Annotated in this window: 22 protein-coding genes and 1 tRNA gene; 16 read left to right on the plus strand and 7 right to left on the minus strand. The window is 54.9% G+C overall.

Annotated elements, in window-relative coordinates; genetic code table 11:
* Nucleotides 1–112 precede the first annotated feature (112 nt).
* The gene (locus ACEQFP_RS05605) at nt 113–1090 is read left to right on the plus strand and encodes an alpha/beta hydrolase (RefSeq protein WP_139108572.1); all 978 of its coding nucleotides are present in this window, start codon (nt 113–115) and stop codon (nt 1088–1090) included.
* A 156-nt stretch (nt 1091–1246) separates the two neighbouring features.
* Nucleotides 1247–2224 carry a zinc-binding dehydrogenase gene (locus ACEQFP_RS05610; protein ID WP_068870228.1) on the plus strand — a complete coding sequence of 326 codons (978 nt, stop codon included), beginning with the start codon at nt 1247–1249 and terminating at the stop codon, nt 2222–2224.
* A 205-nt stretch (nt 2225–2429) separates the two neighbouring features.
* On the opposite strand, the gene ACEQFP_RS05615 is transcribed toward ACEQFP_RS05610, so the two are convergent.
* The 3 genes from ACEQFP_RS05615 to metB all read right to left on the minus strand — a co-directional run bounded on the left by ACEQFP_RS05615 (nt 2430) and on the right by metB (nt 6209).
* Nucleotides 2430–2524, minus strand: a tRNA-Sec gene (locus tag ACEQFP_RS05615).
* An 82-nt stretch (nt 2525–2606) separates the two neighbouring features.
* Nucleotides 2607–5045, minus strand: a complete 2439-nt coding sequence (locus tag ACEQFP_RS05620; protein ID WP_068870230.1) for a bifunctional aspartate kinase/homoserine dehydrogenase II — start codon at nt 5043–5045, stop codon at nt 2607–2609.
* 3 nt (nt 5046–5048) lie between these two features.
* Nucleotides 5049–6209, minus strand: a complete 1161-nt coding sequence (gene metB, locus ACEQFP_RS05625) for a cystathionine gamma-synthase (RefSeq protein WP_005295611.1) — start codon at nt 6207–6209, stop codon at nt 5049–5051.
* 293 nt (nt 6210–6502) lie between these two features.
* Here metB and metJ point away from each other — a divergent pair, with 293 nt between their 5' ends.
* Together metJ and ACEQFP_RS05635 are read left to right on the plus strand one after the other, a co-directional pair.
* Entirely contained in the window at nt 6503–6823 is a 321-nt protein-coding gene (gene metJ / locus ACEQFP_RS05630) for a met regulon transcriptional regulator MetJ (RefSeq protein WP_005290910.1), read from the plus strand.
* A 1011-nt stretch (nt 6824–7834) separates the two neighbouring features.
* The gene (locus ACEQFP_RS05635; protein WP_005295615.1) at nt 7835–8098 is read left to right on the plus strand and encodes a PapB/FocB family fimbrial expression transcriptional regulator; all 264 of its coding nucleotides are present in this window, start codon (nt 7835–7837) and stop codon (nt 8096–8098) included.
* 336 nt (nt 8099–8434) lie between these two features.
* Here the strand turns inward: ACEQFP_RS05635 and rpmE are convergent, their stop codons facing one another.
* On the minus strand, nt 8435–8647 hold the full coding sequence (gene rpmE, locus ACEQFP_RS05640; RefSeq protein ID WP_005290918.1) for a 50S ribosomal protein L31: 213 nt from the start codon (nt 8645–8647) through the stop codon (nt 8435–8437).
* A 201-nt stretch (nt 8648–8848) separates the two neighbouring features.
* Here rpmE and priA point away from each other — a divergent pair, with 201 nt between their 5' ends.
* From priA to rraA, 7 genes are all read left to right on the plus strand, one after another.
* Nucleotides 8849–11044 carry a primosomal protein N' gene (priA, locus tag ACEQFP_RS05645; RefSeq protein WP_005290923.1) on the plus strand — a complete coding sequence of 732 codons (2196 nt, stop codon included), beginning with the start codon at nt 8849–8851 and terminating at the stop codon, nt 11042–11044.
* A 293-nt stretch (nt 11045–11337) separates the two neighbouring features.
* Complete coding sequence (gene cytR / locus ACEQFP_RS05650) at nt 11338–12342, plus strand: DNA-binding transcriptional regulator CytR (protein ID WP_005290926.1); 1005 nt, start codon at nt 11338–11340, stop codon at nt 12340–12342.
* 66 nt (nt 12343–12408) lie between these two features.
* Nucleotides 12409–13365 carry a cell division protein FtsN gene (ftsN, locus tag ACEQFP_RS05655; protein ID WP_370547125.1) on the plus strand — a complete coding sequence of 319 codons (957 nt, stop codon included), beginning with the start codon at nt 12409–12411 and terminating at the stop codon, nt 13363–13365.
* A gap of 87 nt (nt 13366–13452) precedes the next feature.
* A complete protein-coding gene (gene hslV / locus ACEQFP_RS05660; RefSeq protein ID WP_370547124.1) occupies nt 13453–13983 on the plus strand; it encodes an ATP-dependent protease subunit HslV in 531 nt (176 codons plus the stop codon).
* A gap of 12 nt (nt 13984–13995) precedes the next feature.
* The gene (gene hslU, locus ACEQFP_RS05665; RefSeq protein WP_005290936.1) at nt 13996–15327 is read left to right on the plus strand and encodes an HslU--HslV peptidase ATPase subunit; all 1332 of its coding nucleotides are present in this window, start codon (nt 13996–13998) and stop codon (nt 15325–15327) included.
* Nucleotides 15328–15513: 186 nt separating this feature from the next.
* Entirely contained in the window at nt 15514–16431 is a 918-nt protein-coding gene (locus tag ACEQFP_RS05670; protein ID WP_068870232.1) for a 1,4-dihydroxy-2-naphthoate polyprenyltransferase, read from the plus strand.
* 107 nt (nt 16432–16538) lie between these two features.
* Nucleotides 16539–17024 (plus strand): ribonuclease E activity regulator RraA, encoded by a 486-nt coding sequence (gene rraA / locus ACEQFP_RS05675; RefSeq protein ID WP_035597186.1) that lies wholly within the window; start codon nt 16539–16541, stop codon nt 17022–17024.
* A 63-nt stretch (nt 17025–17087) separates the two neighbouring features.
* Here the strand turns inward: rraA and zapB are convergent, their stop codons facing one another.
* The gene (gene zapB, locus ACEQFP_RS05680) at nt 17088–17330 is read right to left on the minus strand and encodes a cell division protein ZapB (protein WP_005295631.1); all 243 of its coding nucleotides are present in this window, start codon (nt 17328–17330) and stop codon (nt 17088–17090) included.
* 487 nt (nt 17331–17817) lie between these two features.
* On the opposite strand from zapB, the gene ACEQFP_RS05685 reads away from it, so the two are divergent.
* The 3 genes from ACEQFP_RS05685 (at nt 17818) to glpX (ending at nt 21415) form a co-directional block, all read left to right on the plus strand.
* Complete coding sequence (locus ACEQFP_RS05685) at nt 17818–18660, plus strand: MIP/aquaporin family protein (protein ID WP_005290952.1); 843 nt, start codon at nt 17818–17820, stop codon at nt 18658–18660.
* Between the two features lie 75 nt (nt 18661–18735).
* Nucleotides 18736–20244 (plus strand): glycerol kinase GlpK, encoded by a 1509-nt coding sequence (gene glpK / locus ACEQFP_RS05690; protein ID WP_005290956.1) that lies wholly within the window; start codon nt 18736–18738, stop codon nt 20242–20244.
* 160 nt (nt 20245–20404) lie between these two features.
* Nucleotides 20405–21415 carry a class II fructose-bisphosphatase gene (gene glpX, locus ACEQFP_RS05695; protein WP_005290958.1) on the plus strand — a complete coding sequence of 337 codons (1011 nt, stop codon included), beginning with the start codon at nt 20405–20407 and terminating at the stop codon, nt 21413–21415.
* Nucleotides 21416–21490: 75 nt separating this feature from the next.
* Here the strand turns inward: glpX and emrD are convergent, their stop codons facing one another.
* Nucleotides 21491–22675, minus strand: a complete 1185-nt coding sequence (gene emrD, locus ACEQFP_RS05700; RefSeq protein WP_005290961.1) for a multidrug efflux MFS transporter EmrD — start codon at nt 22673–22675, stop codon at nt 21491–21493.
* A gap of 306 nt (nt 22676–22981) precedes the next feature.
* On the opposite strand from emrD, the gene ACEQFP_RS05705 reads away from it, so the two are divergent.
* Both ACEQFP_RS05705 and fpr read left to right on the plus strand, forming a co-directional pair.
* Complete coding sequence (locus ACEQFP_RS05705; protein ID WP_005290967.1) at nt 22982–23602, plus strand: metalloregulator ArsR/SmtB family transcription factor; 621 nt, start codon at nt 22982–22984, stop codon at nt 23600–23602.
* A 7-nt stretch (nt 23603–23609) separates the two neighbouring features.
* Nucleotides 23610–24356, plus strand: coding sequence for a ferredoxin--NADP(+) reductase (gene fpr / locus ACEQFP_RS05710; protein ID WP_005290969.1), 747 nt, complete (start codon nt 23610–23612; stop codon nt 24354–24356).
* Nucleotides 24357–24393: 37 nt separating this feature from the next.
* Here the strand turns inward: fpr and ACEQFP_RS05715 are convergent, their stop codons facing one another.
* On the minus strand, nt 24394–24825 hold the full coding sequence (locus tag ACEQFP_RS05715) for a DUF805 domain-containing protein (RefSeq protein WP_005290970.1): 432 nt from the start codon (nt 24823–24825) through the stop codon (nt 24394–24396).
* Nucleotides 24826–24975 lie beyond the last annotated feature (150 nt).

Raw genomic sequence — 24975 nt, forward strand, 5'->3', positions numbered from 1 at the left:
GGTCAAGATGCATTTTTGCATTAGTTTGCCGCAAAAATACTGCGTTTATTCATCAGCAATTTCTATTATCTTCGAAACCAACTACAACGACAAACCCGCTACCGGAGTTTCTGTGAGCCGTCAAGCTATGAGTCTAATTGTCGCCTTAGGCCTCGCCTGTACTGCGTCGACACAAGCAAGTGAAAGCGTCACTCAAGAAGAAAACAGAGTAAATAAATTTCATACCGCTAATAAAACCGATATTGAGGATTACGATACCTTACATTATATTGGTTTAGGTAAAGCCAGGCAGCAACTTCGTGTATTCCAAGAAAAAAGTAAGCGTATCTACGATAAATACATTTATAAAAAAAACATTCCTTATGGTCTGAGCTCTCGAGAAAGCTTTGATCATTTCCATAACCCAACATTTAGTCACAAAGACACCCGTGGTATATTTATTTTTATTCATGGTGGATATTGGCAAGGTGAAGTAAAGGAATCTTATGCTTTTATCGGTGAGCAACTATTAAAAAATAATATTGATGTTATATTAATCGAGTATGACCTCACAAAGGAGAATGTGGTAGATGGAAAAACAGTACCACGAGTAGGCATGACCGCCTTAGTCAACCAGGTAGGCCGAGCTCTTGATACCCTACAGACGTATATGAATGATAATAATCTGTCTGGTCTACCGGTCTATTTATCTGGGCACTCTGCAGGTGGCCACCTTGCTGCCTTCTGGAAAGATCATCCGGTCGTCAACTCAGCCGTGCTACCTATCAGCGGCCTGTTTGATCTATCGCCCATTGCCGCGACCAAGAAAATTGGTGCTGCCTTACAACTCAGCGATAATGAAATTATAAAACTAAGCCCCATAAATAATATTCATCCGGCAAACAAGCACTCACTACCGATGTATATTTACTATGGTGGTGATGAGCAACCAGAACTCAAAGGGCAATCCCTCAGCTATAGTCAAAAGTTACAACAGCACGGTCACGCGACCTCGCTGAGAGCGGTAGATCATGTCAATCATTTTGAAATACTTTCCTCACTTTTCACCAAACCAGATAGCGATATGTTAATGCGCATCATCAAAAAGTAGCTAGAACACACCAACAACTTTAATAAAGCTGCTCATATTTACATCATACTAAAAACCAAAAATCATATGAGCCAACACTTACCAAGAATCCAGTGACAAACATAACTGGAACATCATCGCTAGGATTTTATACAAATATCTTTAAGGAGCGGATTTATGCGAGCATCGATTTATCATCAATTTGGCGAGCCTTCTCAAGTCATTAATGAAGCAGAAACATCTCTGCCATCACTAGGCTTTAATCAGGTCAGAGTTAAAACCATTTTATCCCCTATTCATAACCACGACCTATGGACAATCCGTGGAACATATGGCCACAAGCCCAATTTGCCCGCAATCGGTGGTAGCGAGGCCTTGGGGATCATCGATGCTGTCGGTGATGGTGTCAAATCGCTCACACCAGGTCAGCGTGTTGTGGGATCACCCATTATGGGCGTATGGGCTGACTATTTCTTGGCTCCAGCGGAAATATTAACGGTTATTCCCGATACCATCAGTGACGAGGTGGGGGCACAGCTCGGCTCGATGCCATTTAGTGCACTGTTACTACTTGAATTTTTAAATGCGAATGCTGGGCAATGGATCATTCAAAATGCGGCAGGAGGCGCTATTGGCAAATCCCTATCGATCCTTGCAAGAGAACAGGGGGTGAATACCCTCAGTCTCGTTCGTGACAATGAAACCGAAAAAATGTTGACGGAGCAAGGTATTGAGTATGTCGTTTCGACCGCTAACCGACACTGGCAGCAAAGAGTTCATGCACTGACAGCCGGCGCGCCTATCAGTTATGCCATTGATTCTGTTGGAGGGTCAGCAACAGAGGCGCTAACGGCACTACTCAGCGAAAATGGCCTGCTGGTTTCCTTCGGTTCGATGTCAGGGGCGCCGATGCACATCCCTGCGGCAGACATTGCATTCAAACAGATTACGGTCAAAGGATTTTGGCAGAAGAAAATCAATCAGTCCATGGCCGAAGAAAAAAGAAAAGCGATGATGGAAAGGCTTATCGCCCTGGCAGAAAAAGGAACACTAAGACTACCCGTGGATACGATTTATCCGATGAGTGATATAAAAAAGGCGGTAACAGCAAGTCTGCAATCATCGCGTAAGGGTAAGATACTGCTTCGCCCATAATTTATGGGATTAGCTCGTCTGAGCTGTATTTCTTTCAGCACCATGTCTATTAGACAGAAATGTGTACAAAAAGCTTATACACACCACTATACATATTTTCATGAATTTAGAGAGAACGCACCGGACTATTACAGATAAGTGATTCGCTATATTTATTGAAAAATAAAGGTTTTTTAGATGTTCTCGGATGAGTGCGGAGGAGGTTTGGCGGAAGATCACAGGAGTCGAACCTGCCCGGGACCGCTGGCGGCCCCAACTGGATTTGAAGTCCAGCCGCCTCACCGGAGACGACGATCTTCCCTCGCGGGCGCGAGTATACCCTAAAACCATGCAGTGCGCACAAGAGGAAATCCCTACCCAGCACGCCGGGTAGGGAGAGACCTTATAACAGGCGTGACAGATGATTGAGATCGGACTGAATAGCGCCTGCGGTCACGTCCCGCCCGGCACCCGGGCCTCGGATCACTAACGGATTATCACGATACCAGCGACTCTCGATAGCGAAGACGTTATCGCATGGCAGCAATGCCGCCAGCGGGTGATCGGCGCGTACCGCCTCAACACCGACACGCGCCTTGCCATTAGCATCGAAACGAGCCACATAGCGCAATACCAGCCCCATCTCATTAGCGGCCTCCAGGCGCTGTAACATCTGCTCGTCCAAGGCCTCGCTATTCTCGAAGAAATGGTCGATGGAGCCCTGCTCCCCACCGGCGGGGACCAACGACTCCACTCGCACCTGTGATGGCTCGATGTCATAACCCGCCTCACGCGCCAGGATCACCAGCTTGCGCATCACATCCTGACCGGAGAGATCAACCCGCGGATCCGGCTCCGTCAGCCCTTGCTGCCAAGCCTGATCCACCAAGGCGCTAAATGGCACCGTACCGTCAAATTGCAGGAACAGCCAGGAGAGCGTACCGGAGAAAATACCGCTGATAGAAAGGATCGTATCACCGCTATCACGGAGATCACGCACGGTATAGTTGACCGGCAGGCCGGCGCCGACAGTGGCATTATACAGCCAGTGACGCCCTGTCTTCTCGAAAGCATCACGGATCTGACGGTACTCTTGGCTGGCCGCGGCACCGGCCAGTTTGTTGGCGCTGACCACATGGAAGCCATAACTGGCGAAATCGCGGTACTGCTGCGCCAACGCAGCACTGGCAGTCACATCCAACACCACCAGATCATCATAAGGGTGGGCACGCATCCACAGGAATAGCGTCTCCTCATCCATCGCTTGAGCTTCCTCGTCGAAGAAAGCTAACGCCCGGCTGGCATCTAACCCCTCGTAATTCAATAGGCTACGATTGCTATCGACGACCCCGGACAGAATAAACTCGAAGCCGCTGCGCGCAGAGAGGTTACCCTGCTCCCGGGTGAACAGCTCCAGCCAACGCGAACCGATGTTGCCCTTGCCGAACAACACCAGACCGACGCGCTTCTCCGCTCGGAAGAGCGAACTATGCAGTCCCTGCACCAAGGCTTCAGTCGGCCCACAGCGCAACACCGCCACCAGGCTGATGCTCTCCTCCGACTGCCAGATAAACTCAACCGGCTGCTCTTTCAGCTGTTGATAAAAACGATGGGCATGCAGTGGATTACGACTCACGCCGGCACCGACCATCGCCACTAACGCTAAGCCATCACGCAATTGCAACAGTCCGGGGATCGCCGACTCCTCCAACAGCTTGAAGGCACTCCCCACCACCTCGGCGGTATAGCACAACTGGATCAGGCGACGGTCGCGGTGAATCCCCCGCGCCAGCGGACGCAGCTGCACACGTGTCAGGATGCGCTCCACTTCCTGCTGTACATGGTTAAACTCATGATCTGCCGGAACATGTAACTCGATAAGGCAGACATCATCATGGCTGGTGACAATCTTGGCACCGTTACCGCTGGCCAGTACCCGCTCAATACGCGTTGACCCTTGCTGTGGTTGATAGCTGCAACGCAGTTGTAAGTCGATATCGCTCGCAGAGACGGGCTGTAGCGTGCGGGCATGTAGAACCGGAGCCGCTAAGCGAGCCAGTTCGCTGGCCTCATCTAAGCGCAGCAACGGAAGTAGACAGGCATCTTTGACCTTGCGCGGATCGGCACTGTAGACCCCGGCGACATCGCTCCAGATGGTCACCTTGCGCACACCTGCCAAGGCGCCGATCTGGGTGGCGGAGTAGTCGGAACCATTGCGTCCCAGCAACACACTCTCCCCCGCACCGTTGCGGCTGATAAAGCCGGTCACAACCAAGCGCTTAGCAGGATGCTCGGCCAGCAATTTCTGCAGCAAGGGGTGAGAGCGGGCTTCATCGACCTGCGGTTGTGCGGCACGTTCGGCACAGAGGAAATCACGCGCGTCTAACCAGGCCGCCTCCATTCCCTGCTGCTGCAACACCGCCGCCATCAAACGGGCGGACCAGATCTCGCCATGCCCGACGACCTCGGCATACACCGCATCATCAACCGTACCGTCGAGCAGGGCAGCCAGGCGCTCAAGATCGCGGATGAAACGCGCCAATAGTGGCTCGGCCATCTCCGCAGGCAATAGCCCCGAGATCAGCTCACTCTGGTAACGGCGCAAGGCCTGCTGTACCTGATGGGCAGAGATCCGATCGCTTTGGCTGAGCTTCAGCCAGCTAATCAGCTGGTTAGTGGTACTACCCGCCGCTGAAACGACCATCATGTCACCGGGTTGGCTATACTCCGCCATGATTCCCGCCACACGCAAATAACACTTCACATCCGCCAGGCTGCTGCCGCCAAACTTATGCAGCTGGCGCTCTGCCGCTTGCTGCCCCGTTACCGCTTGTGCACTCATCACTTACCTCGTTGCTGCTGCCTGAAATGCCTGTTCCAGATCAGCGATTAAATCATCACCGTCCTCAATTCCCACGGAAATTCGCAGCAGGCTGTCGCTGATGCCTGCCGCCCTGCGCGCTTCCGGCGCCATGCCGGCGTGAGTCATGGTGGCGGCATGGGAGATCAGGCTCTCCACCCCCCCCAGGGACTCTGCCAGTGTAAACAGTTGCAGCGCTTTTAGGAAACGCCGTAAATAGGCCTCGTCACCCAGCAATTCAAAACTGAGCATGGCGCCAAAACCGCGCTGTTGACGCCGGGCGATGGCATGGCCGGGGTGATGTGGAAGAGAAGGATGAAACAGACGTGCAACCTGAGGCTGCTGTTGCAACCAATCGACAATACGTAAGGCATTGGCCTGCTGTAATGCGATGCGCGGTGCCAACGTGCGTAGGCCACGCAGCAAGAGATAGCTGTCGAAGGCGGCACCCGTCACGCCAATGTTATTCCCCCACCAAGCCAACTCCTGTGCCAGCTCGGCCGATCGCGCAATCACCGCCCCAGCGACGACATCGGAATGGCCATTCAGGTACTTCGTGCAGGAGTGTAGTACCAGATCCGCCCCCAAAGAAAAGGGTTGCTGTAATATCGGACTGAGGAAGGTGTTATCCACTGCCGCTAATGCGCCTACCTGATGGGCAGCCGTGCAGAGTGCGGCGATATCCACCACACGCAGTAGCGGATTACTCGGCGTCTCGATCAGCACCAGTTTCGGCCGTTGTGCCAGCGCCTGAGCTAACGCCTGAGCATCTCCCTGATCGACGAAGATCACGCGGAAGGCACCGCGCCGCGCGAGACTATCGAATAACCGGTAGCTACCACCGTAACAATCATGCGGCGCAACCAACAGATCTCCCGGTGAGAGTAATGCGGTACACATCAGGTGAATCGCCCCCATACCGCTGGCGGTAATCACCGCGCCCGCACCGCCCTCCAACTCCGCGAGCGCCCGTTCGGCGACGTCGCGAGTCGGATTACCGCGCCGGGCATAATCATGGGCGCGGGGTTGATTGAAGTCGGTAAAGTTATACGTGGTGGAAAGATGGATCGGGGGAACCACGCTGCCATACTGCTCATCGTCGTTCAATCCACAGCGCACTGCCTGAGTTGCCGGTTGATAACTCACCTGGTTACCCTCCCTGAGATGGTCGCGAGAATGGATAGAGCGTAACCGCTGCAAAATTGGACGTCAATACGTCCAGACATCTAAAAGTCTTTGCGTATGGATTGTGATGGCGGAGATTAGCCGCTAAAATTGACTCAATCTTATCATGGGTATCCACCGTCAGCGCCGGCGCATGAAACGCGATCTGCCGCGCGGATCCCCCCGCGTATCCCGGTTTGTATTAGGGATACGGGATACAATCGGGCATAATAGCCCGTTGGTCTCGGAATAATTTTTTGTGAAGGTATCTCCTCATGGCAGCAGAATGGAACGGCGAATACATTAGCCCATACGCTGAACACGGCAAAAAAAGTGAGCAGGTTAAAAAGATTACGGTATCCATTCCACTGAAGGTGTTAAAAATCCTCACGGATGAGCGTACCCGCCGCCAGGTGAATAACCTGCGCCACGCCACCAACAGCGAACTCCTGTGTGAAGCCTTCCTGCATGCCTTTACCGGACAACCACTACCGGATGATGACGATCTACGCAAAGATCGTAGCAACGAGATCCCCGAAGCCGCCAAAGAGCTGATGCGCCAGTTGGGGATCGACCCGGAAAGCTGGGAATACTAAGGTACAGGGCCGGATGGTACTGCGCCGCCCTCGGCGCATCACCGACGACTCCGGCCTTCGTCTCTGCCTCCCATACCACACACCGCTCACTGAATCGATGACCCTCTTCCTGTTGCAGCGCTCTCCGGCACCTTGCTGGATTCACTATTGATGTCTCTTTCTCACCTCCCTTTGCTCAACGGCCTATCCCCTGAAATCGACGAGGAGTGATAGCACCAATAATATTTTCACTACTTTTTATTTCCCATTCATCTTTTTTTATATATTTTATATTTTTTCTTTTTAATGAGTATTTTATTAGAAAAGAATTAAGATATTTCTCCTCATGCATTTAGGTTAAGTCTAAATAACCACGATTCAATAAAATAGATAATTTTATCGATATTTATCACTTTTTATTATTTTTATACTATAAATTAGCAATGAATACAGATTTTATATCTAAATATCGCTTTATTTATAGTGAATAGAACCACCTGTTTGTTAAAAAACTAGCATTTGATTTCATACTTTTATCTTTATATAAGAAAAGAGATAACATATACTGCTCTCAGCAATATAAAACCTGATTGTTTATTCAGAATAAGTATAGGCTATCGATGATGACCAAGTGCTAACAGCTAGTATGTTGATAATCCATTAACGATTAAAGAGGCTATGTTGTATCTCGTCTCACTGAACTGTTTTGCCACACCATGAGTATATAAATACCAGTATACCTATAGTGCGATAGATATCGTCGGTTGTACTTATAACAAGCTAAGGATGGATAGACCGTCTGAGCCTTATTCAAGAGGATAATATATCAGGATAAGATACATTATTGTCATCTATCGCTACTCCATAACACACTGATATTTTATTTAATCAGTTAAGGAGTTTTTTTACTGTCTCTCTACATTATTTCTTACCCTTGTTTTATCGGGGTATTGCACTATACCCACTCATAGCTCAAAGGAGAGAGTAATAGTTGAGTGATTATACTCACACATAACTTTACGGTGTAATACTATGAAAAAAATAGAGTTCACTCACCCTGGTTATGCATTGCAACCAGGGGAAGTAACTGAAGAGCAATTTCGCCTACTGGTTGACATCTCGCCTGTGCGTAGCGCAAAAGTCATCATGGCACTACGCGACTATTTTGTGCTTGGCCACAGCCGGAAATTAGTTTGCGAGCGCAATCAAGTCAATCCTGGCTATCTTTCCATTAAAATAAGGGAAATACAGGCGCTATGTCGACGTATTTTAGAATTGTACCCACATCTCAGCTAATGATGGAATAAAGAATCCATCCTTGTAGGGTACGGGTATAGTCACCACATTGATGCGAGGGCGACTCGCAATCAACCATGCCCATACCGCGCCGTAATAATATGGCGAGGCAGGCTGATATCAAAGCTACTAGCCTAATGGGGTAGATTTTCCGCCCCGCGAGAACGTCGCTCTCGTGCGGAAATAATTCGACGCACCGAGGGCATGTGTATACTAGACGACGAGCGTGCAAAAAACTGGAGAGCACGCCCACATTGTCTTGCTAAGGCAAAGACCCCACGCGATAGATCCCATAAAAAAAGGCACCCTGTGGGTGCCTTTTTCGCCGGATCCAAATTACTTGGAACCAACCATGTTGAAACGCTTGTTGAAGCGGTCAACGCGGCCGCCGGTAGCGACATCACGCTGCTTACCGGTGTAGAACGGGTGGCACTTGTCACACACGTCCAGGTTCAGATCGTGACCAACGGTAGAGTGGGTCTTGATCACGTTGCCGCAAGAGCAGGTTGCAGTGATAGCAACGTAGTTCGGGTGGATACCTTCTTTCATGGGAAAACCTCTGTTAAGGCCGCGTCGCTATCCGGCCCTCTTCCGCCAGACACCACGCGTGGTTGATAAAATTGGGTTTGATACAAAACGATATCAAAGGCGGCGAATCATACAGAAAATAGCCGCCTAACGCAATCACCCACATCGATCCCAGCACCATCCGGTGTACACTGTAACGCCGTTCACCTGCAGGAAAACGCGATGTCCGTAGCCCATGTAGCGCTGCCCGTACCTTTGGCCCGCACCTTTGACTACCTATTACCCGCCGACATGCTCGCTCAACCGGGTTGTCGCGTCCGCGTTCCCTTTGGGCATCGCACCATGATTGGCCTCATCGTCGCGACCAGTGAACACAGCGAGCTGGCACCGGAAAACCTGAAAAGTGTCGAGCAATGCCTCGATAGCGAACCGCTGTTCAGTCCCACGCAATGGCGTCTACTGCGCTGGGCCGCCGACTACTACCACCATCCCATCGGGGAGGTACTATTTCATGCGCTGCCGATGCTATTACGCCAGGGTAAAGCAGCCTGTCACCCCCCACGTTGGCGTTGGCATCTGACCCCACAGGGTGAGCGTGTCGACCCCGCCACCTTGACGCGCGCGCCGAAGCAACAACAAGTGTTAGCTATCCTGGCACGTCAGACGCTTTATCGCCACCAGGTCGAAGAGTTCGATCTCAGCGACAGCGCGTTTACGGCATTAAAAAACAAAGGACTCATCGCCTTAGAAAGCGAGTCGGCAGCGCCTAAAGAGTGGCGTTCCACCTTTATCCCTCACACCGATCGCCTGACACTCAATGCTGAACAGGCAACCGCCGTCGGCGCCATCCGCGCCGACGACGAACAATTCAGCCCTTGGTTATTAGCCGGGGTAACGGGCTCCGGCAAGACCGAGGTCTACCTGAGTGTCATAGAGAACCTGTTGGCCCGCGGTAAACAGGCACTGGTACTGGTGCCGGAGATCGGCCTGACCCCTCAGACCATCGCCCGCTTCCGACAGCGTTTTAATGTGCCGGTAGACGTACTGCACTCCGGGCTCAACGACAGCGAACGACTGGCGACCTGGCTACGTGCCCGCGATGGTGAAAGTGCCATCGTCATCGGCACGCGCTCAGCGCTGTTCACCCCCTTCGCCCGCCTGGGTGGCATCATCATTGATGAGGAGCATGACGGCTCCTACAAGCAACAGGAGGGGTGGCGCTATCATGCCCGCGATCTGGCCGTGCTGCGCGCCCATCTGGAGGGGATCCCGATCCTGCTCGGCTCCGCTACCCCGGCACTGGAAACGCTACACAACGTCGAGGTCGGGAAATACCGCCGCCTGTGCCTCACTCAGCGAGCCGGTAACGCCAAGCCCGCCACGCAGCATCTGATCGACCTCAAGGGGTTGCCCCTAAAAGCGGGCCTGGCTCCGCCGCTGATCGAACGCATCCGCCAGCATACCGATGCCGGTAACCAGGTGATCCTGTTTCTCAATCGGCGTGGCTATGCCCCGGCGCTGCTGTGCCATGAATGTGGCTGGATCGCCGAATGCCCACGCTGTGATCACTTCTACACGCTGCATCAGGGTCAACACCTGCTACGCTGCCACCACTGTGACAGTCAGCGACCCGTTCCCCGCCAGTGTCCACAGTGTGGCTCGACCCATCTGGTGCCTGTTGGTCTCGGTACCGAGCAGTTGGAGCACGAGCTGGCCGAGATGTTTCCACAGGTGCCATTGACCCGCATCGATCGCGATACCACCAGCCGCAAGGGCGCCTTAGAACAGCAGCTAGCCGAGGTACATCAGGGTGGGGCGCGTATTCTGATCGGTACACAGATGCTGGCGAAGGGCCACCATTTCCCCAACGTCACGCTCGTGGCACTCCTGGATGTCGACGGCGCACTCTTCTCCGCTGACTTTCATGCCGCGGAACGTTTTGCCCAGCTGTACACCCAGGTGGCCGGACGTGCCGGACGCGCCGGCAAACGCGGCGAAGTCCTACTCCAGACCCATCATCCCGACCACCCCTTGCTGCAAACACTACTGCATCAAGGATACGATGCCTTCGCCTGCCAGGCGCTGCAAGAGCGCCAAAGCGTGTTCTTGCCACCCTTCACTCATCATGTGATGGTGCGAGCCGATGACCACGATAACCAACAGGCCAACGCCTTCTTGCAACAACTACGCACCCTACTGGAGACACATCCGCTGCGTGACGAAGGACTCTGGTTACTCGGGCCGGTTCCGGCGCTCCAGGCCAAACGCGGTGGACGCTATCGCTGGCAGCTGTTGTTGCAGCACCCCTCACGCGCCCGCTTACAGCAATTACTCCAGGCGACGTTACCCCTGCTCCCAACCTTGCCGGCCTACAAGCGGGTAAAATGGTCGCTCGATGTCGACCCGATCGACAGTTAAGCGCTTCCTCAGCGCGAATGAAGTGCGATCAGGATCGAAAAAATCTATTTACATCACACTTTTCCTGCAAATTAAGTAACGGTCCTTCCCGCTGTTCCGTTTAATATGTGATCGTATACCCATCGGCTGCCCGCTCAGGGCAGCCATTCCCGGTAATGGAGCAACATGCCGCCGGGTATGGCAGTGCTATCGCTGGCGCAATCGTTACCTTCGCCGCGGGATAATGATCGGGAAGTCATATCATCGCGCCAGTATGGACTGACGCAAGGAGAAACGCGTTGGAAGAGAAAGCAATGAACGCCACCATGAAAGATGTGGCGGAATATGCCGGCGTATCGACCGCAACGGTATCGCGGGCCTTAATGAATCCAGAGAAAGTCTCCGCCGCGACACGGCAAAAAGTGGAGCAGGCCGTCTTAGCCGTCGGCTACGCCCCACACACCCTAGCCCGCAGCAACAAGCGAGGGGAGTCACGCACCATCCTGGTGATCGTCCCGGACATCTGCGATCCCTTCTTCGCCGAGGTGATCCAAGGGATCGAGCGCACCGCCGCCGAGCATGGCTACCTGGTGTTGCTCGGCGACTGTGCCCAGCAGATGCAACAAGAGAAAACCTTCGTTAACTTGATTATCACCAAGCAGATCGACGGCATGCTGTTGCTCGGCTCCAACATCCCTTTCGATGCCAGCAAGGAGGAGCAACGCAATCTACCACCGATGGTGATGGCAAACGAATTCGCCCCCGAACTGGAGCTGCCAACCGTACACATCGACAATCTGACCGCGGCCTTCAAAGCGGTGCTCTACCTACACGATCTGGGCCACCAGCGTATCGGCTGCCTTGCCGGTCCAGAGCACATGCCGCTGAGTCAATATCGTCTACAGGGCTACATCCAGGCGTTGCGCCGCTGTGGACTCAACGAGGCGGGTTATGTGGTACACGGCGACTTCACCTTCGAGGCCGGAGCCAAGGCGTTAGCTAAGCTGATGGCATTGCCGCAACCACCCACCGCCCTCTTCTGTCATAGCGATGTGATGGCGATCGGGGCACTCTCCCAAGCGAGGAAGATGGGGATCCGCGTGCCCGATGATCTCTCGATCATCGGCTTCGATGATATTCGCCTCGCGCAGTATGTCGATCCACCGCTGACTACCGTGGCCCAACCCCGCTACCAGATTGGACGCGAGGCCATGCTCTTACTGCTGGAGCAGCTGCATCATCACCGGACTGTCAGCGGTTCACGCTTGTTGGAAAGCGAGCTAATTATCCGTGGCAGCACAGCGGTGGCGAAACGCTAGTGAATTACACCTGAGTTCAGTAACATGGCGTCTTGATATTGACTATTGAGTTGTAGCGAAACGACAGTGGCACAAAGAGACTATGTGAGTCGTGGGCGCGCTTCGGGCGCCAAACGCAAAAGCAATGGCCGGGGAAAGAAACGGCGCTCGGGTTCTGGGGTATCTCGGACCATGATGGTGCTCGCCCTGGCCGTGCTGGCAACCTTTGCCGGTGGCCTCTATTTTCTGACCCAGCATAAACCGGGCGGCGATACGCTGCTACCGGAGGCGTCGCCGCATCCGAAGAATGGCTTACCACCGAAGCCAGAAGAGCGCTGGCGCTATATCAAGGAGCTGGAAAACCGCCAAGTCGGCGTCACGATGCCGACCGAACCGAGCGGGGGGATGCCCCCGCAGGGACAGCCGCAGTTGACCGAAGAACAACGCCAACTGTTGGAACAAATGCAGGCCGACATGCGCCAGGCACCGACACAGCTATCCGAGGTACCCTATAACGATCAGTCTCCTGTGGCCGTCACCCCGCATAATAGCCGGATGCCGGAGCCGCGTTATAGCCAGCCCACCCCGCCTCCCCAGCCAGCGTATCAGGAGCCGGTGCGCCAGACTCAACCGGCACCGGTGGCGCGTAATCCATTCTCTCAAGCGCCCAGCAATGCCGCCCCGTCGCGCCCAAGCCAGGCGCAGACGCCCGCTCCCGTGAATCGAGAGCGGGAGAAAGAGCGCGTCGTAACGCCGCCCCCGGCGCCGCAACCGGCCCGAGAGAAACCGGCCGAGAAAGCGGAAGAGAAGGCGAGCAGCCAGAAGTGGCTGATCCAATGTGGCTCGTTCCGTAATACCGATCAAGCCGAGTCCGTTCGCGCCCAGCTAGCCTTCGGCGGTATCGAAAGCCGCATCACCAGCGGTGGTGGCTGGCATCGCGTACTGCTCGGTCCCTATGCCAATCGGGCGGCGGCAGACAAGATGATCAGCCGCCTAAAAGGAAATGGCATGGCCGGCTGTATCACGCTGGCAAGCGGGGGTTGAAATTCCCAAAATCTCCCCCATTTGATCAGGTAATGCCTCCCGTCCTATGCGACGGGAGGATCACTTTTCAGCCACGGGGGTCTGTTCATGACAACAATAGTTAGCGTTCGCCGTAACGGCAAAGTAGTGATCGGTGGGGATGGTCAGGCCACGCTGGGCAATACCGTAATGAAGGGTAACGTCCGCAAGGTACGCCGCCTGTACAACGATCGCGTCATCGCCGGGTTCGCCGGTGGTACCGCCGACGCCTTTACCCTGTTTGAACTGTTCGAACGCAAACTGGAGCTGCACCAAGGTCATCTGGTGAAGGCAGCGGTCGAGTTAGCCAAAGATTGGCGTACCGATCGTATGCTACGCAAGCTGGAAGCCTTGTTGGCCGTCGCCGATGAAAACGCCTCGCTGATCATCACCGGTAACGGCGATGTGGTCCAACCGGAAAACGATCTGATCGCCATCGGCTCCGGCGGCCCCTATGCTCAAGCCGCCGCTCGCGCACTGCTGGAAAACACCGAGCTGGGCGCCCGCGACATCGTAGAAAAGGCGCTGGGGATCGCAGGTGATATCTGCATCTACACCAACCAGTTCCACACCATTGAAGAATTAGATTATAAAGCGTAAGGACTGCACATCATGTCTGAGATGACCCCACGCGAAATTGTCAGTGAACTCGACAGTTACATCATCGGCCAACACTCCGCCAAACGCGCCGTCGCCATCGCGCTGCGTAACCGCTGGCGTCGCATGCAACTCGGCGAGGCGCTGCGTCACGAAGTCACACCGAAAAACATCCTGATGATCGGTCCAACCGGTGTCGGGAAAACCGAAATCGCACGCCGTCTGGCCAAGTTGGCCAATGCTCCGTTCATCAAGGTTGAAGCCACCAAATTTACCGAAGTCGGCTACGTTGGTAAGGAAGTCGATTCCATCATCCGCGATCTGACCGATTCAGCGATGAAGATGATCCGAGCGCAATCCATCGAAAAGAACCGCTACCGCGCCGAAGAGATGGCGGAAGAGCGCATCCTGGATGTATTGATCCCGCCGGCCAAGAACAACTGGGGACAGGCCGAACAAAGCAACGAGAACTCACCGGCACGCCAGAGTTTCCGCAAGAAGCTGCGCGAGGGCGAGCTGGACGACAAAGAGATCGAGATCGAACTGGCGGCCGCACCGATGGGTGTCGAAATCATGGCGCCTCCAGGCATGGAAGAGATGACCAGCCAACTGCAATCCATGTTCCAGAACTTGGGCGGGCAAAAGACCAAGCCGCGCAAGATTAAGATCAAGGATGCCTTCAAGCAGCTGATCGAAGAAGAAGCGGCCAAGCTGGTCAATCCTGAAGAGCTGAAACATCAGGCCATCGAGGCCGTCGAGCAGAATGGCATCGTCTTTATCGACGAGATCGACAAGATCTGTAAGCGGGGCGAAAGCTCAGGGCCGGATGTCTCGCGCGAAGGGGTACAACGTGACCTGTTGCCACTGATCGAAGGCTGTACCGTCAATACCAAGCACGGCATGGTCAAAACCGATCACATCCTGTTTATCGCCTCCGGTGCCTTCCAGGTTTCTAGCCCTGCCGATCTGATCCCTGAACTGCAGGGCCGCCTACCGATCCGTGTCGAGCTCCAGGCGCTGACCACCGAAGACTTCGAGCGCATCCTGACTGAGCCTAGCGCTTCACTGACCGAACAGTACCAGGCACTGATGGCAACCGAAGGGGTTAACATCACCTTTACCGCCGACGGTATCCGCCGTATCGCCGAAGCCGCCTGGCAGGTCAACGAGAGTGCCGAAAACATCGGTGCCCGCCGTTTGCATACCGTGATGGAGCGTCTGATGGAGGAGATCTCCTTCGATGCCAGCGAAATGAACGGTACCGCCATCACCATCGATGCCGATTATGTCCGTAATCACCTCGATGAGTTGGTAGCAGATGAAGATCTGAGCCGGTTTATTCTATAATCGATCCAGAAACCGTCCTTTTCGATCGTTGTCAGGGGAAGGCGTCCGCCTTCCCCCTTTTTATTGCCACTGGTTGAAGCAACAGATAGCTAACGGTTTGTTAAGATAAACACATGAGATAACCCGGCAACGGGCCGCTCAGCGCATCGCTGATGGTCGCATGCCTCTAGTGATTGAAACCATATAATGACTTCATTAACCCCGATCAGCCGGCCGCGTGCCTGGCTAGAAAGTCTGCGTCTGCGCACGCTGCCGTTGGCTCTGGCCTCGATTGTCACCGGCTCGGCCATCGCCGCCTGGCAACATACCTTTAGCCTCGCTATCGCCCTGTTGGCGCTGCTGACCGCCGCGTTGTTGCAGATCCTCTCCAATCTGGCCAACGACTATGGCGACGCCATCAAAGGCAGCGACACCCCAGAGCGTATCGGGCCATTGCGTGGCATGCAGAAAGGCGTGATCACCCAGGCACAGATGAAACGCGCCCTGATCATTACCGTCCTGTTGACCATTGTCTCCGGCGTCGCGTTAATCGCCGTCGCCTGCCAAAAACCCCAGGATATCATTGGATTCTTGCTACTCGGCCTCATGGCTATCATCGCCGCCATCACCTACACCGTTGGTACTCGCCCTTACGGTTACATGGGATTGGGCGACATTTCGGTATTGATCTTCTTCGGTTGGCTAAGCGTCGCGGGGACTTACTATCTCCAGGCCGGAACCTTCGATCAGGTGGTCATGCTGCCGGCAACAGCCTGTGGGTTGTTGGCCGCCGCTGTACTGAACATCAATAACCTACGCGATATTGAGAACGATGCGCGTAATGGCAAGAACACCCTGGCGGTACGCCTCGGGCCGCGTAACGCTCGCTATTACCATGTGGCGCTACTCGGTGGTGCGGTGCTCTGCCTGGCGCTGTTCGCACTGTTGGATCTACGCAGCCTGGTTGGCTGGCTGTTCGTCCTAGCGATCCCGATGCTCTATCGCCACGCCAGCTATGTGTTTCATCAGCGTTCCCCAGAGGCGATGCGCCCGATGCTAGAAAATATGGTCAAAGGTGCGTTGCTGACCAATCTGTTGTTTGCCGTCGGTACCGTATTGAGCTGATGGCCAGGCGCCGCTGAGCGTAGGCGGCGCCATATAATCGCCGCTTTTGCCAACAACCGCATTAAGGAGATATACTGATCATTCCTGCGGCAACCGGACGTGGACCCATGAAATACGATACTTCCGAACTATGTGACATTTACCATGAAGAGGTGAATGTTGTAGAACCGTTGTTCTCCAACTTCGGTGGGCGTTCTTCCTTTGGCGGCCAGATCATTACGGTCAAATGCTTTGAAGATAACGGACTGCTCTACGATCTGTTGGAAGAAAACGGTCGGGGCCGGGTTCTCGTCGTCGATGGCGGTGGCTCGGTGCGGCGTGCGTTGATTAACGCCGAACTGGCACGGCTGGCAGTACAAAATGAGTGGGAAGGCATCGTGGTATACGGTGCGGTGCGTCAAGTCGATGACCTAGAGGAGCTCGACATCGGTATCCAGGCGATGGCGGCTATTCCCGCTGGCGCTGACAGCGCGGGGATCGGCGAGAGCGACATTCGCGTCAACTTTGGCGGCGTCACCTTCTTCTCCGGCGACCATCTGTATGCCGACAATACCGGCATCATCCTGGCGGAAGAGCCACTGGATCTCGAATAATCGCCGTATGATGGCAGCAAAAAGGCGCTCACCGAGCGCCTTTTTCATTACCAGGGTAAACGATCAGTTCACTTCGTCCATCTTACCCAGCAGTGCACGCAGGCGCTCCTGCCAATCACCCTGTTCATGCTTCAGCTGTTCATTCTCACGCAGCAATGCTTCACGATTGCTCGCTGCCTGCTGAACCTCCTGATTAAGCTGATTATTCTTATCCTTCAGCTCTTCGATTTCCATCTGTAGCAGGGTAATGGTGTCGATCGCCTGCTGAACTTTCGCTTCCAGTTTCTCAAATACTTCAAATGACATGATCTGTCCCCTCAATAGTAGCCAGGCGTACGTCTTACCGTTACGCACGCCGCCGCAACGACGGCGAACGTATCCTTAATGGGCGCCCACACCGCGCAGGCCGTCAGGCCAACGCACAAACCTCATTGACTCGATTGTATGTAGCCCACTGCTTACTGTCTAGGCCGGGTCCCAGTCTGTAACAAATTCAGCTATGGCGCCCGCACTTTTACACCGTCATAAACGATTTAAAAAAAAGTTACCAACAAACATAAAAGAAACAAATGCCCCTCGCCGTGATCTCCGTCAGTGGCCAGATCACAAAACGTTGCGCGGCTAAGTCACACAATATAAGCGAAAACGACCATTTTTTTGACAAAACACACACATTTAAATTTCGCTATTTCTCGTTTTCGCGCGTTAACGATAAATTCACATCGCAACGTAACGTGTTCCATTTTCACACCGGGTAATTATCTTCCACCTCTTCGTCGCAGGATTCCTTGTTATGAGCCAGACAGCGAGTACGACATTAAAAGGACAGTGTATCGCCGAATTTCTGGGCACCGCCCTGCTGATCTTCTTTGGCTGTGGCTGTGTCGCCGCCATGAAGCTGGCTGGTGCCAGCCTGAGCCTCTGGGAGATCAGCGTTATCTGGGGTCTGGGCGTGGCGCTAGCCATCTATCTGACGGCTGCCATCTCCGGTGCTCACCTCAACCCGGCGGTCACCATCGCCCTTTGGCTGTTCGCCTGTTTCGAACGCCGCAAAGTGATCCCCTATATCATCGCTCAGGTCGCCGGCGCATTCTGTGCCGCCGCGTTAGTCTATGCTCTGTATCACAACCTGTTTATCGACTATGAACAGACCCATAATATGGTACGCGGCAGCGAGGAAAGCCTGACGCTGGCTGGGATCTTCTCGACCTATCCGAACCCACACATCACCGTCTGGCAAGCCCTGTTAGTAGAAACCGTCATCACCGCCATTCTGATGTGCCTGATCTTGGCCCTGACCGACGATGGCAACGGTATCCCGCGCGGCCCACTGGCACCGCTGCTGATCGGTGTGCTGATCGCCGTCATCGGTGCCGCGATGGGGCCCCTGACGGGCTTCGCCCTGAACCCTGCGCGTGACTTCGGACCGAAAGCCTTCGCGTGGATGGCGGGCTGGGGTGAGATCGCCTTCACCGGCGGGCGCACCATCCCCTACTTCCTGGTCCCCATCGTTGGCCCGATTGTTGGTGCCTGCCTGGGTGCCTTCGGCTACCGTGCCTTGATCGGCCGCCATCTGCCGTGTGATGTCTGCACCGCCGATGAAGAGAAAAAGCAGAGTGAGCAGTCCAAAGCCTGATAAGGTTTCCGGGGAGGAGACTCCCCGGTTTTTGAGCGCAAACCGTACCCCAAACATCAACCCAGGATAACGACCATGACAACCCAACAAAAATACATTGTCGCGCTTGACCAGGGCACCACCAGTTCTCGTGCCGTGATCCTCGATCATGACGCCAACATCGTCAGCGTATCTCAGCGCGAATTTGAGCAAATTTACCCCAAGGCAGGCTGGGTCGAACACGATCCCATGGAGATTTGGGCGACCCAAAGCTCCACCCTGACCGAGGCGATGGCAAAAGCCGATATCGAATCCGATCAGATCGCCGCCATCGGCATCACTAACCAGCGTGAAACCACCATCGTCTGGGAAAAAGAGACCGGTAAACCGGTCTACAACGCCATCGTCTGGCAATGCCGCCGCACCGCCGACATCTGCGAGCAACTGAAGCGCGACGGCCTGGAGGAGTACATCCGCCACAATACCGGCCTGGTGGTCGACCCCTACTTCTCTGGTACCAAGGTAAAGTGGATCCTGGACCACGTCGAAGGAGCCCGTGAACGTGCCAAGCGCGGCGAGCTCCTATTCGGTACCGTCGACACCTGGCTGGTTTGGAAGATGACTCAGGGCCGGGTACACGTCACCGACTACACCAACGCCTCCCGTACCATGCTCTTTAACATCCATACCCTGGACTGGGATGAGCGTATGTTAGAGGTCTTGGATATCCCACGCGCCATGCTGCCGCAAGTGCGCGCCTCTTCCGAGATCTACGGCAAGACCAACATCGGCGGCAAAGGAGGCACTCGTATTCCTATCGCCGGTATCGCCGGCGACCAGCAGGCGGCGCTATTCGGCCAGTTGTGTGTTCAGCCGGGGATGGCGAAGAACACCTATGGAACCGGCTGCTTCTTGCTGATGAACACCGGTAAGGAAGCGGTACCGTCACAGCATGGCCTGCTGACCACCATCGCCTGTGGTCCGCGCGGCGAGGTCAACTATGCCCTGGAAGGGGCGGTGTTCATCGGAGGGGCCTCGATCCAATGGCTGCGCGATGAGCTGAAACTGATCAACGATGCCGCCGACTCCGAGTACTTTGCGACCAAAGTCAAAGATAGCAACGGCGTCTATGTGGTACCGGCCTTCACCGGCCTAGGCGCCCCCTACTGGGACCCCTACGCCCGTGGCGCCATCTTCGGCCTGACGCGTGGTGTGAATAATAATCACATCATCCGGGCGACCCTGGAGTCCATCGCCTATCAGACACGTGATGTGCTGGATGCGATGCAGGCTGACGCCAACACCCGCCTGCAATCGCTGCGCGTCGATGGCGGGGCGGTCGCCAACAACTTCCTGATGCAGTTCCAGTCTGACATCCTCGGTACCCGAGTCGAGCGCCCGGAGGTACTGGAAGTCACCGCCCTTGGCGCCGCCTACTTGGCGGGTCTGGCTGTCGGCTACTGGAACGATCTGGATGAGTTGAGCAGCAAGGCCTGTATCGAGCGCGAATTCCGCCCTGGTATTGAAACCGTAGAGCGTAATTACCGCTACAGCGGTTGGAAGAAGGCGGTCGCTCGTGCCCAAGCCTGGGAAGATCACGACTGATCCCCCCATTCTCATGTCACCCAGGGGCGAGCAATCGCCCCTTTTTTATTTTTGGTCAAGGTTAGCGCGGTTTTCCGACGCAAACGTTTCACCCGCTCTGTGTTAGAATCGCCCCCCGTCATCTTATTGCTTATTTTATTCTCATCATTGCAGGACCATCATGAAACGTGAATTAGCCATCGAGTTCTCTCGCGTCACCGAAGCGGCGGCACTGGCCGGATATAAGTGGTTGGGGCGCGGCGATAAAAATGCAGCCGACGGCGCCGCTGTCAACGCCATGCGCATCATGCTTAACCAGGTCGATATCGACGGGGAGATCGTCATCGGTGAAGGGGAAATCGACGAGGCGCCGATGCTGTACATCGGTGAGCGCGTCGGCAGCGGCCAAGGCGATCAGGTCGACATCGCCGTCGATCCTATCGAAGGGACCCGCATGACCGCTATGGGGCAGGCTAATGCGCTGGCCGTGATGGCTGTCGGCGACAAGGGGACATTCCTGCATGCCCCAGATATGTATATGGAAAAACTGGTGGTTGGCCCGCAGGCTAAAGGCTGCGTCGATCTCACTCTGCCGCTTGAGACTAACCTGCGCAACATCGCCGATCGCCTGGGCAAACCACTATCCCAGCTGACGGTGATCACCCTGGCGAAACCACGCCACGACGCGAACATCGCCACAATGCAGGCGTTAGGTGTACGTGTCTTTGCCATCCCCGACGGCGATGTGGCGGCGTCGATCCTCACCTGTATGCCGGAGAGCGAAGTCGATGTGATGTATGGTATCGGCGGCGCCCCGGAAGGCGTCGTTTCCGCCGCCGTGATCCGCGCCCTAGATGGTGATATGCAGGGGCGTCTGCTGGCTCGTCATCAGGTGAAGGGGGATACGCCTGAGAATCGTCGCCTAGGCGAGCAAGAGCTGGCGCGCTGCGCCCAGATGGGTATCTGTGCCGGCGAGGTACTCGCGCTGGGAGACATGGCGCGTAACGATAACGTGATCTTCTCGGCGACCGGTATCACCAAAGGTGATCTGCTGGACGGCATCTACCGTAAGGGTAACGTCGCTACCACCGAGACCCTATTGATCCGCGGCAAGTCACGCACCATCCGTCGTATCCGCTCTACTCACTATCTGGAGCGGAAAGACGCCCAGATCCGTGACATCATCCTGTAACATCATCGGGATACAAAACGGCGCGCCCATGGCGCGCCGTCTGCTTAGCACGAAGCTCAATGCCATCCCCGCGAGTTACAGGATCTGCCCCTGCTGACGCACCTTATGCGCGATGGGCAACCAACACAGCAGGATCATCACCGCCATGGCACTCATCAACATTCCCAGGCTGAACTGACTATTCTGCGGTAATAACGCGGAAAACCAAGCCATCGCGCCTGAGCCGACGTTTTGTAATCCACCGACGAGCGCACCCGCCGCACCGGCTAACAGTGGGAAAGGCTCCATCGCCCCAGTGGTCGCCAGCGGGAACAGCATACCGGCACCAAAGAAGAACAGGGCTGCCGGCACGATCAACGTCCAAATATTAATGATCCCAAACCAGCTCGGCATCCACATCAGCAACCCAGCTAGCAGGCAGCTAAAGACCGCATGCCACATCAACGTCGCGAAGGATTTCCCCGGACGCCCCGCATACCAGGCACCGAAGAAAGCCGCCGGGATCGGTAAAATAAACAGGATGCTGACCACAATACCACTGAGATGCAGTACCCCACCCAGCAACACCCCGGAGCAGGCCTCAAACACCGCCACGCCCGCTAATCCCCCCACCAGCATAATCAGGTAGCAGACAAACTGACCGCTCCCCAACAGTTGACGATAGCTGGTAACCAGATTGCTGTTGCCCGCCGCCGCCGGGCGTGTCTCCGGCAGCCAGCGGAACATGCTGTAAGCGACACCGGCACACAGCAACAGCAGAAAGGCAAAGCAAGCCCGCCAGCTGATAAAGGCATCCAATAGGCCACCGATCACCGGTGCCAGTAAGGGGCTGACCAAGATCCCCATATTCAACAAGCTATTGGCGTAACGTAATGCCGTACCACTATACAAATCGCGCGGCATGGTACGCGCCATCACGCCCGCGACCCCGGTCCCTAACCCTTGCAGAGCCGCTGCCAATACCAAGATATGCAGACTGGGTGCGAGCAACGCCGCTAACGCCCCCAGCATGAAGATCCCCATCCCGGCCAAAATCACGGGACGACGACCGACACGATCGGACAACGGGCCATAGATCAGTTGCGAGGCACCATAAGTCAGCAAATACGCCGCCATCACGCTTTGCAGTGCGCCGCTACGCACACCCAGATCATGCCCCATATCAGGGATCGAAGGCACATAGATGGTCTGCGCCATCTGACCGACGGCGACCAGCAGGATCAACATGACCAGCAGATGAAAATTTTCTAGCTTTCTCATTATGTTACGCTTACCAACGCATTATTAACCAGAGTGATAAACCACAGAGATAATGTATTTGTGGAATCTATGACCATATTCGGGCGCATAATCTAACAGATAAAGCTAAAATTTGTTCTCTACGTCGCGCTTTGTCCTGATTTTTATTGGCAGCGCGGATCGCCGTCAGCGTAAAGTAAATGTGACAGCCGGGAAGGGATTCTGCGACAGGTTTAAAAATAAAGAATATTTATCATTTAATGGAGTTTTATAAATTATTAAACTCAGTCGATTATCAATGTCTCGCTTACCACAAGGATCTGTGCCATGAAGACACCCGAATTAATCTTGTTGCAGCTAAAGAGTCTGGGTCCGCAGTCGGCCAAAATGTTGGCGGAGCGCATCGCCATCACTACCATGGGGGTACGTCAGCATTTGCAGCAACTCGAACAACGGGAATTGGTTTGTTATGAGGAGTCGCGCACCAAGGTCGGTCGCCCTACCCGCTTCTGGTCGCTGACCAGCAAGGGACATGCCCAATTTCCCGACCGTCACCGCGATCTCTCCCGCACCCTATTGGAGGGGACACAGAAACTGTTCGGCAACCAAGGCGTCGAACAGCTGCTCGAAATCCGTGAAGATGCCCTCTATACCCGTTACGCCAATGAGTTAGCACAGCATCCCGAGGGCGAAGAACGCTTCCGCGCGCTGGCTCGCCTACGTCAAAGCGATGGCTATATGGCCGAGGTTGAGTTCGAAAATAATGCGGTGGTATTGGTCGAGAACCACTGTCCCATTGGCATCGCCGCCAATACCTGCGGTAAGCTGTGCCACTCCGAGCTACGCCTGCTTAACCGCCTGCTAGGCTCCGAGTATCACATTGAACGCGTAGAGCACATCATCAGCGACTCACGTCGCTGCGCCTACCGCATAACCTCCCGGGAGTGATTAACATATGGCCGAATGGGTAACGGGTACCATTACGCAGGTTCAGCACTGGACCGATAAACTGTTTAGCATTCAGCTGCAAGCTCCGATCAAGCCGTTTCAAGCGGGGCAGTTCGGCAAGCTGGGCATGGATATTGGCGATGAGCGTATCCAACGTGCCTATTCGTTCGTTAACCCACCGAGTAGCGATACGCTGGAGTTTTATCTGGTCACCGTCCCGGATGGACTACTCAGCCCACGCTTAGCGGCGCTGCAACCGGGTGACACCCTACTGATCAGCGATGAGGCCAACGGCTTCTTCGTCTTGGATGAGGTGCCGGACAGTAAGATCCTCTGGATGCTGGCCACCGGTACCGCGCTCGGCCCGTACCTCTCGATGCTGGAGGAAGGGCGGGATCTGGATCGTTTCGAGCATCTGGTACTGGTGCATGCGGTGCGCCATGCGGCCGATCTCAGCTACCTTCCTCGCATGCAGCAGCTGGTGCAACGTTATCATGGCAAGCTACGTATCCAGCCCGTCATTAGCCGTGAAGCCGCTGCTGGCGCCCTCCAAGGCCGGGTTCCCGCCTTGATCGCCAACGGGGCCTTAGAGGCCGCCGTCGGCCTACCGATTAACGCCGAAGAGAGCCATGTGATGCTGTGCGGTAACCCGCAAATGGTTCGCGACACACAACAGGTACTGAAAGAAACGCGCGCCATGCGTAAGCATCTGCGTCGTAAGCCAGGTCACGTCACCAGCGAGCATTATTGGTAAGCGTACTCAGCGGCGGGCGATCCCTGAATCCCCGCCGTTAGCCGCCAAAACGGCGCCAGTTCACCGCCACTGCCGGTGGACCATAACGGTTATCCCCCGCCGTACCGGCGAAGACGCCGCAGTCTAATATCAGCATGATATAGATCAGCAACGGCAAGAAGCGTCCCAAGGCCCAAACCCACACCGGCCCCAACATCGTCCAGTTACCGGCGGCCAACATCCAGGCTAACACCGCCAGCAAGGCCCACCAGCCGGACTTGTTGCGATCGTGCAGGCGTTTCACCCATACCGCCGCCGTCGGCCATAATGACAAGACCAATAAAAAGGCAGCCGCCTGGAGTGGAAGCATCCCTGCACCCGCTAGCGAAAATAACACCAGCAAGAGCAGCAACCAGATCCCCATCCAAGCCCAAAACGCTTGTCGCCCCAAGCGGCCACGTAGCGAGAAGCACCACTGTTGTAAGCCCATGCGCCATCCTTTTATCATTTGGTTCAGCCAACAGAGCGCCGCAGTGTACCCGATCCCCCCCGCTCTTCAGCGGAATTTTTACGCGGCTTTTTGACAAACATGGTCATAAAACGCTTTAATCATCCCTCGGATCGTTACCTGCCGTTTACT

Origin of the sequence: Edwardsiella sp. A.80236, assembly GCF_044540725.1 — a bacterium.
Lineage (GTDB): Bacteria > Pseudomonadota > Gammaproteobacteria > Enterobacterales > Enterobacteriaceae > Edwardsiella > Edwardsiella tarda.

What these genes read in the sequence shown, in the direction of transcription:
- zapB (WP_005295631.1), bottom strand. Translation starts at nt 17,330, where the DNA reads ATGTCATTTGAAGTATTTGAGAAACTGGAAGCGAAAGTTCAGCAGGCG.
- rpmE (WP_005290918.1), bottom strand. Translation starts at nt 8,647, where the DNA reads ATGAAAGAAGGTATCCACCCGAACTACGTTGCTATCACTGCAACCTGC.
- ACEQFP_RS05610 (WP_068870228.1), top strand. Translation starts at nt 1,247, where the DNA reads ATGCGAGCATCGATTTATCATCAATTTGGCGAGCCTTCTCAAGTCATT.
- metJ (WP_005290910.1), top strand. Translation starts at nt 6,503, where the DNA reads ATGGCAGCAGAATGGAACGGCGAATACATTAGCCCATACGCTGAACAC.
- cytR (WP_005290926.1), top strand. Translation starts at nt 11,338, where the DNA reads ATGAACGCCACCATGAAAGATGTGGCGGAATATGCCGGCGTATCGACC.
- emrD (WP_005290961.1), bottom strand. Translation starts at nt 22,675, where the DNA reads ATGAGAAAGCTAGAAAATTTTCATCTGCTGGTCATGTTGATCCTGCTG.
- rraA (WP_035597186.1), top strand. Translation starts at nt 16,539, where the DNA reads ATGAAATACGATACTTCCGAACTATGTGACATTTACCATGAAGAGGTG.
- ACEQFP_RS05635 (WP_005295615.1), top strand. Translation starts at nt 7,835, where the DNA reads ATGAAAAAAATAGAGTTCACTCACCCTGGTTATGCATTGCAACCAGGG.
- ACEQFP_RS05705 (WP_005290967.1), top strand. Translation starts at nt 22,982, where the DNA reads ATGAAGACACCCGAATTAATCTTGTTGCAGCTAAAGAGTCTGGGTCCG.
- ACEQFP_RS05685 (WP_005290952.1), top strand. Translation starts at nt 17,818, where the DNA reads ATGAGCCAGACAGCGAGTACGACATTAAAAGGACAGTGTATCGCCGAA.
- glpX (WP_005290958.1), top strand. Translation starts at nt 20,405, where the DNA reads ATGAAACGTGAATTAGCCATCGAGTTCTCTCGCGTCACCGAAGCGGCG.
- hslU (WP_005290936.1), top strand. Translation starts at nt 13,996, where the DNA reads ATGTCTGAGATGACCCCACGCGAAATTGTCAGTGAACTCGACAGTTAC.
- glpK (WP_005290956.1), top strand. Translation starts at nt 18,736, where the DNA reads ATGACAACCCAACAAAAATACATTGTCGCGCTTGACCAGGGCACCACC.
- ACEQFP_RS05715 (WP_005290970.1), bottom strand. Translation starts at nt 24,825, where the DNA reads ATGGGCTTACAACAGTGGTGCTTCTCGCTACGTGGCCGCTTGGGGCGA.
- hslV (WP_370547124.1), top strand. Translation starts at nt 13,453, where the DNA reads ATGACAACAATAGTTAGCGTTCGCCGTAACGGCAAAGTAGTGATCGGT.
- ACEQFP_RS05670 (WP_068870232.1), top strand. Translation starts at nt 15,514, where the DNA reads ATGACTTCATTAACCCCGATCAGCCGGCCGCGTGCCTGGCTAGAAAGT.
- priA (WP_005290923.1), top strand. Translation starts at nt 8,849, where the DNA reads ATGTCCGTAGCCCATGTAGCGCTGCCCGTACCTTTGGCCCGCACCTTT.
- ACEQFP_RS05620 (WP_068870230.1), bottom strand. Translation starts at nt 5,045, where the DNA reads ATGAGTGCACAAGCGGTAACGGGGCAGCAAGCGGCAGAGCGCCAGCTG.
- fpr (WP_005290969.1), top strand. Translation starts at nt 23,610, where the DNA reads ATGGCCGAATGGGTAACGGGTACCATTACGCAGGTTCAGCACTGGACC.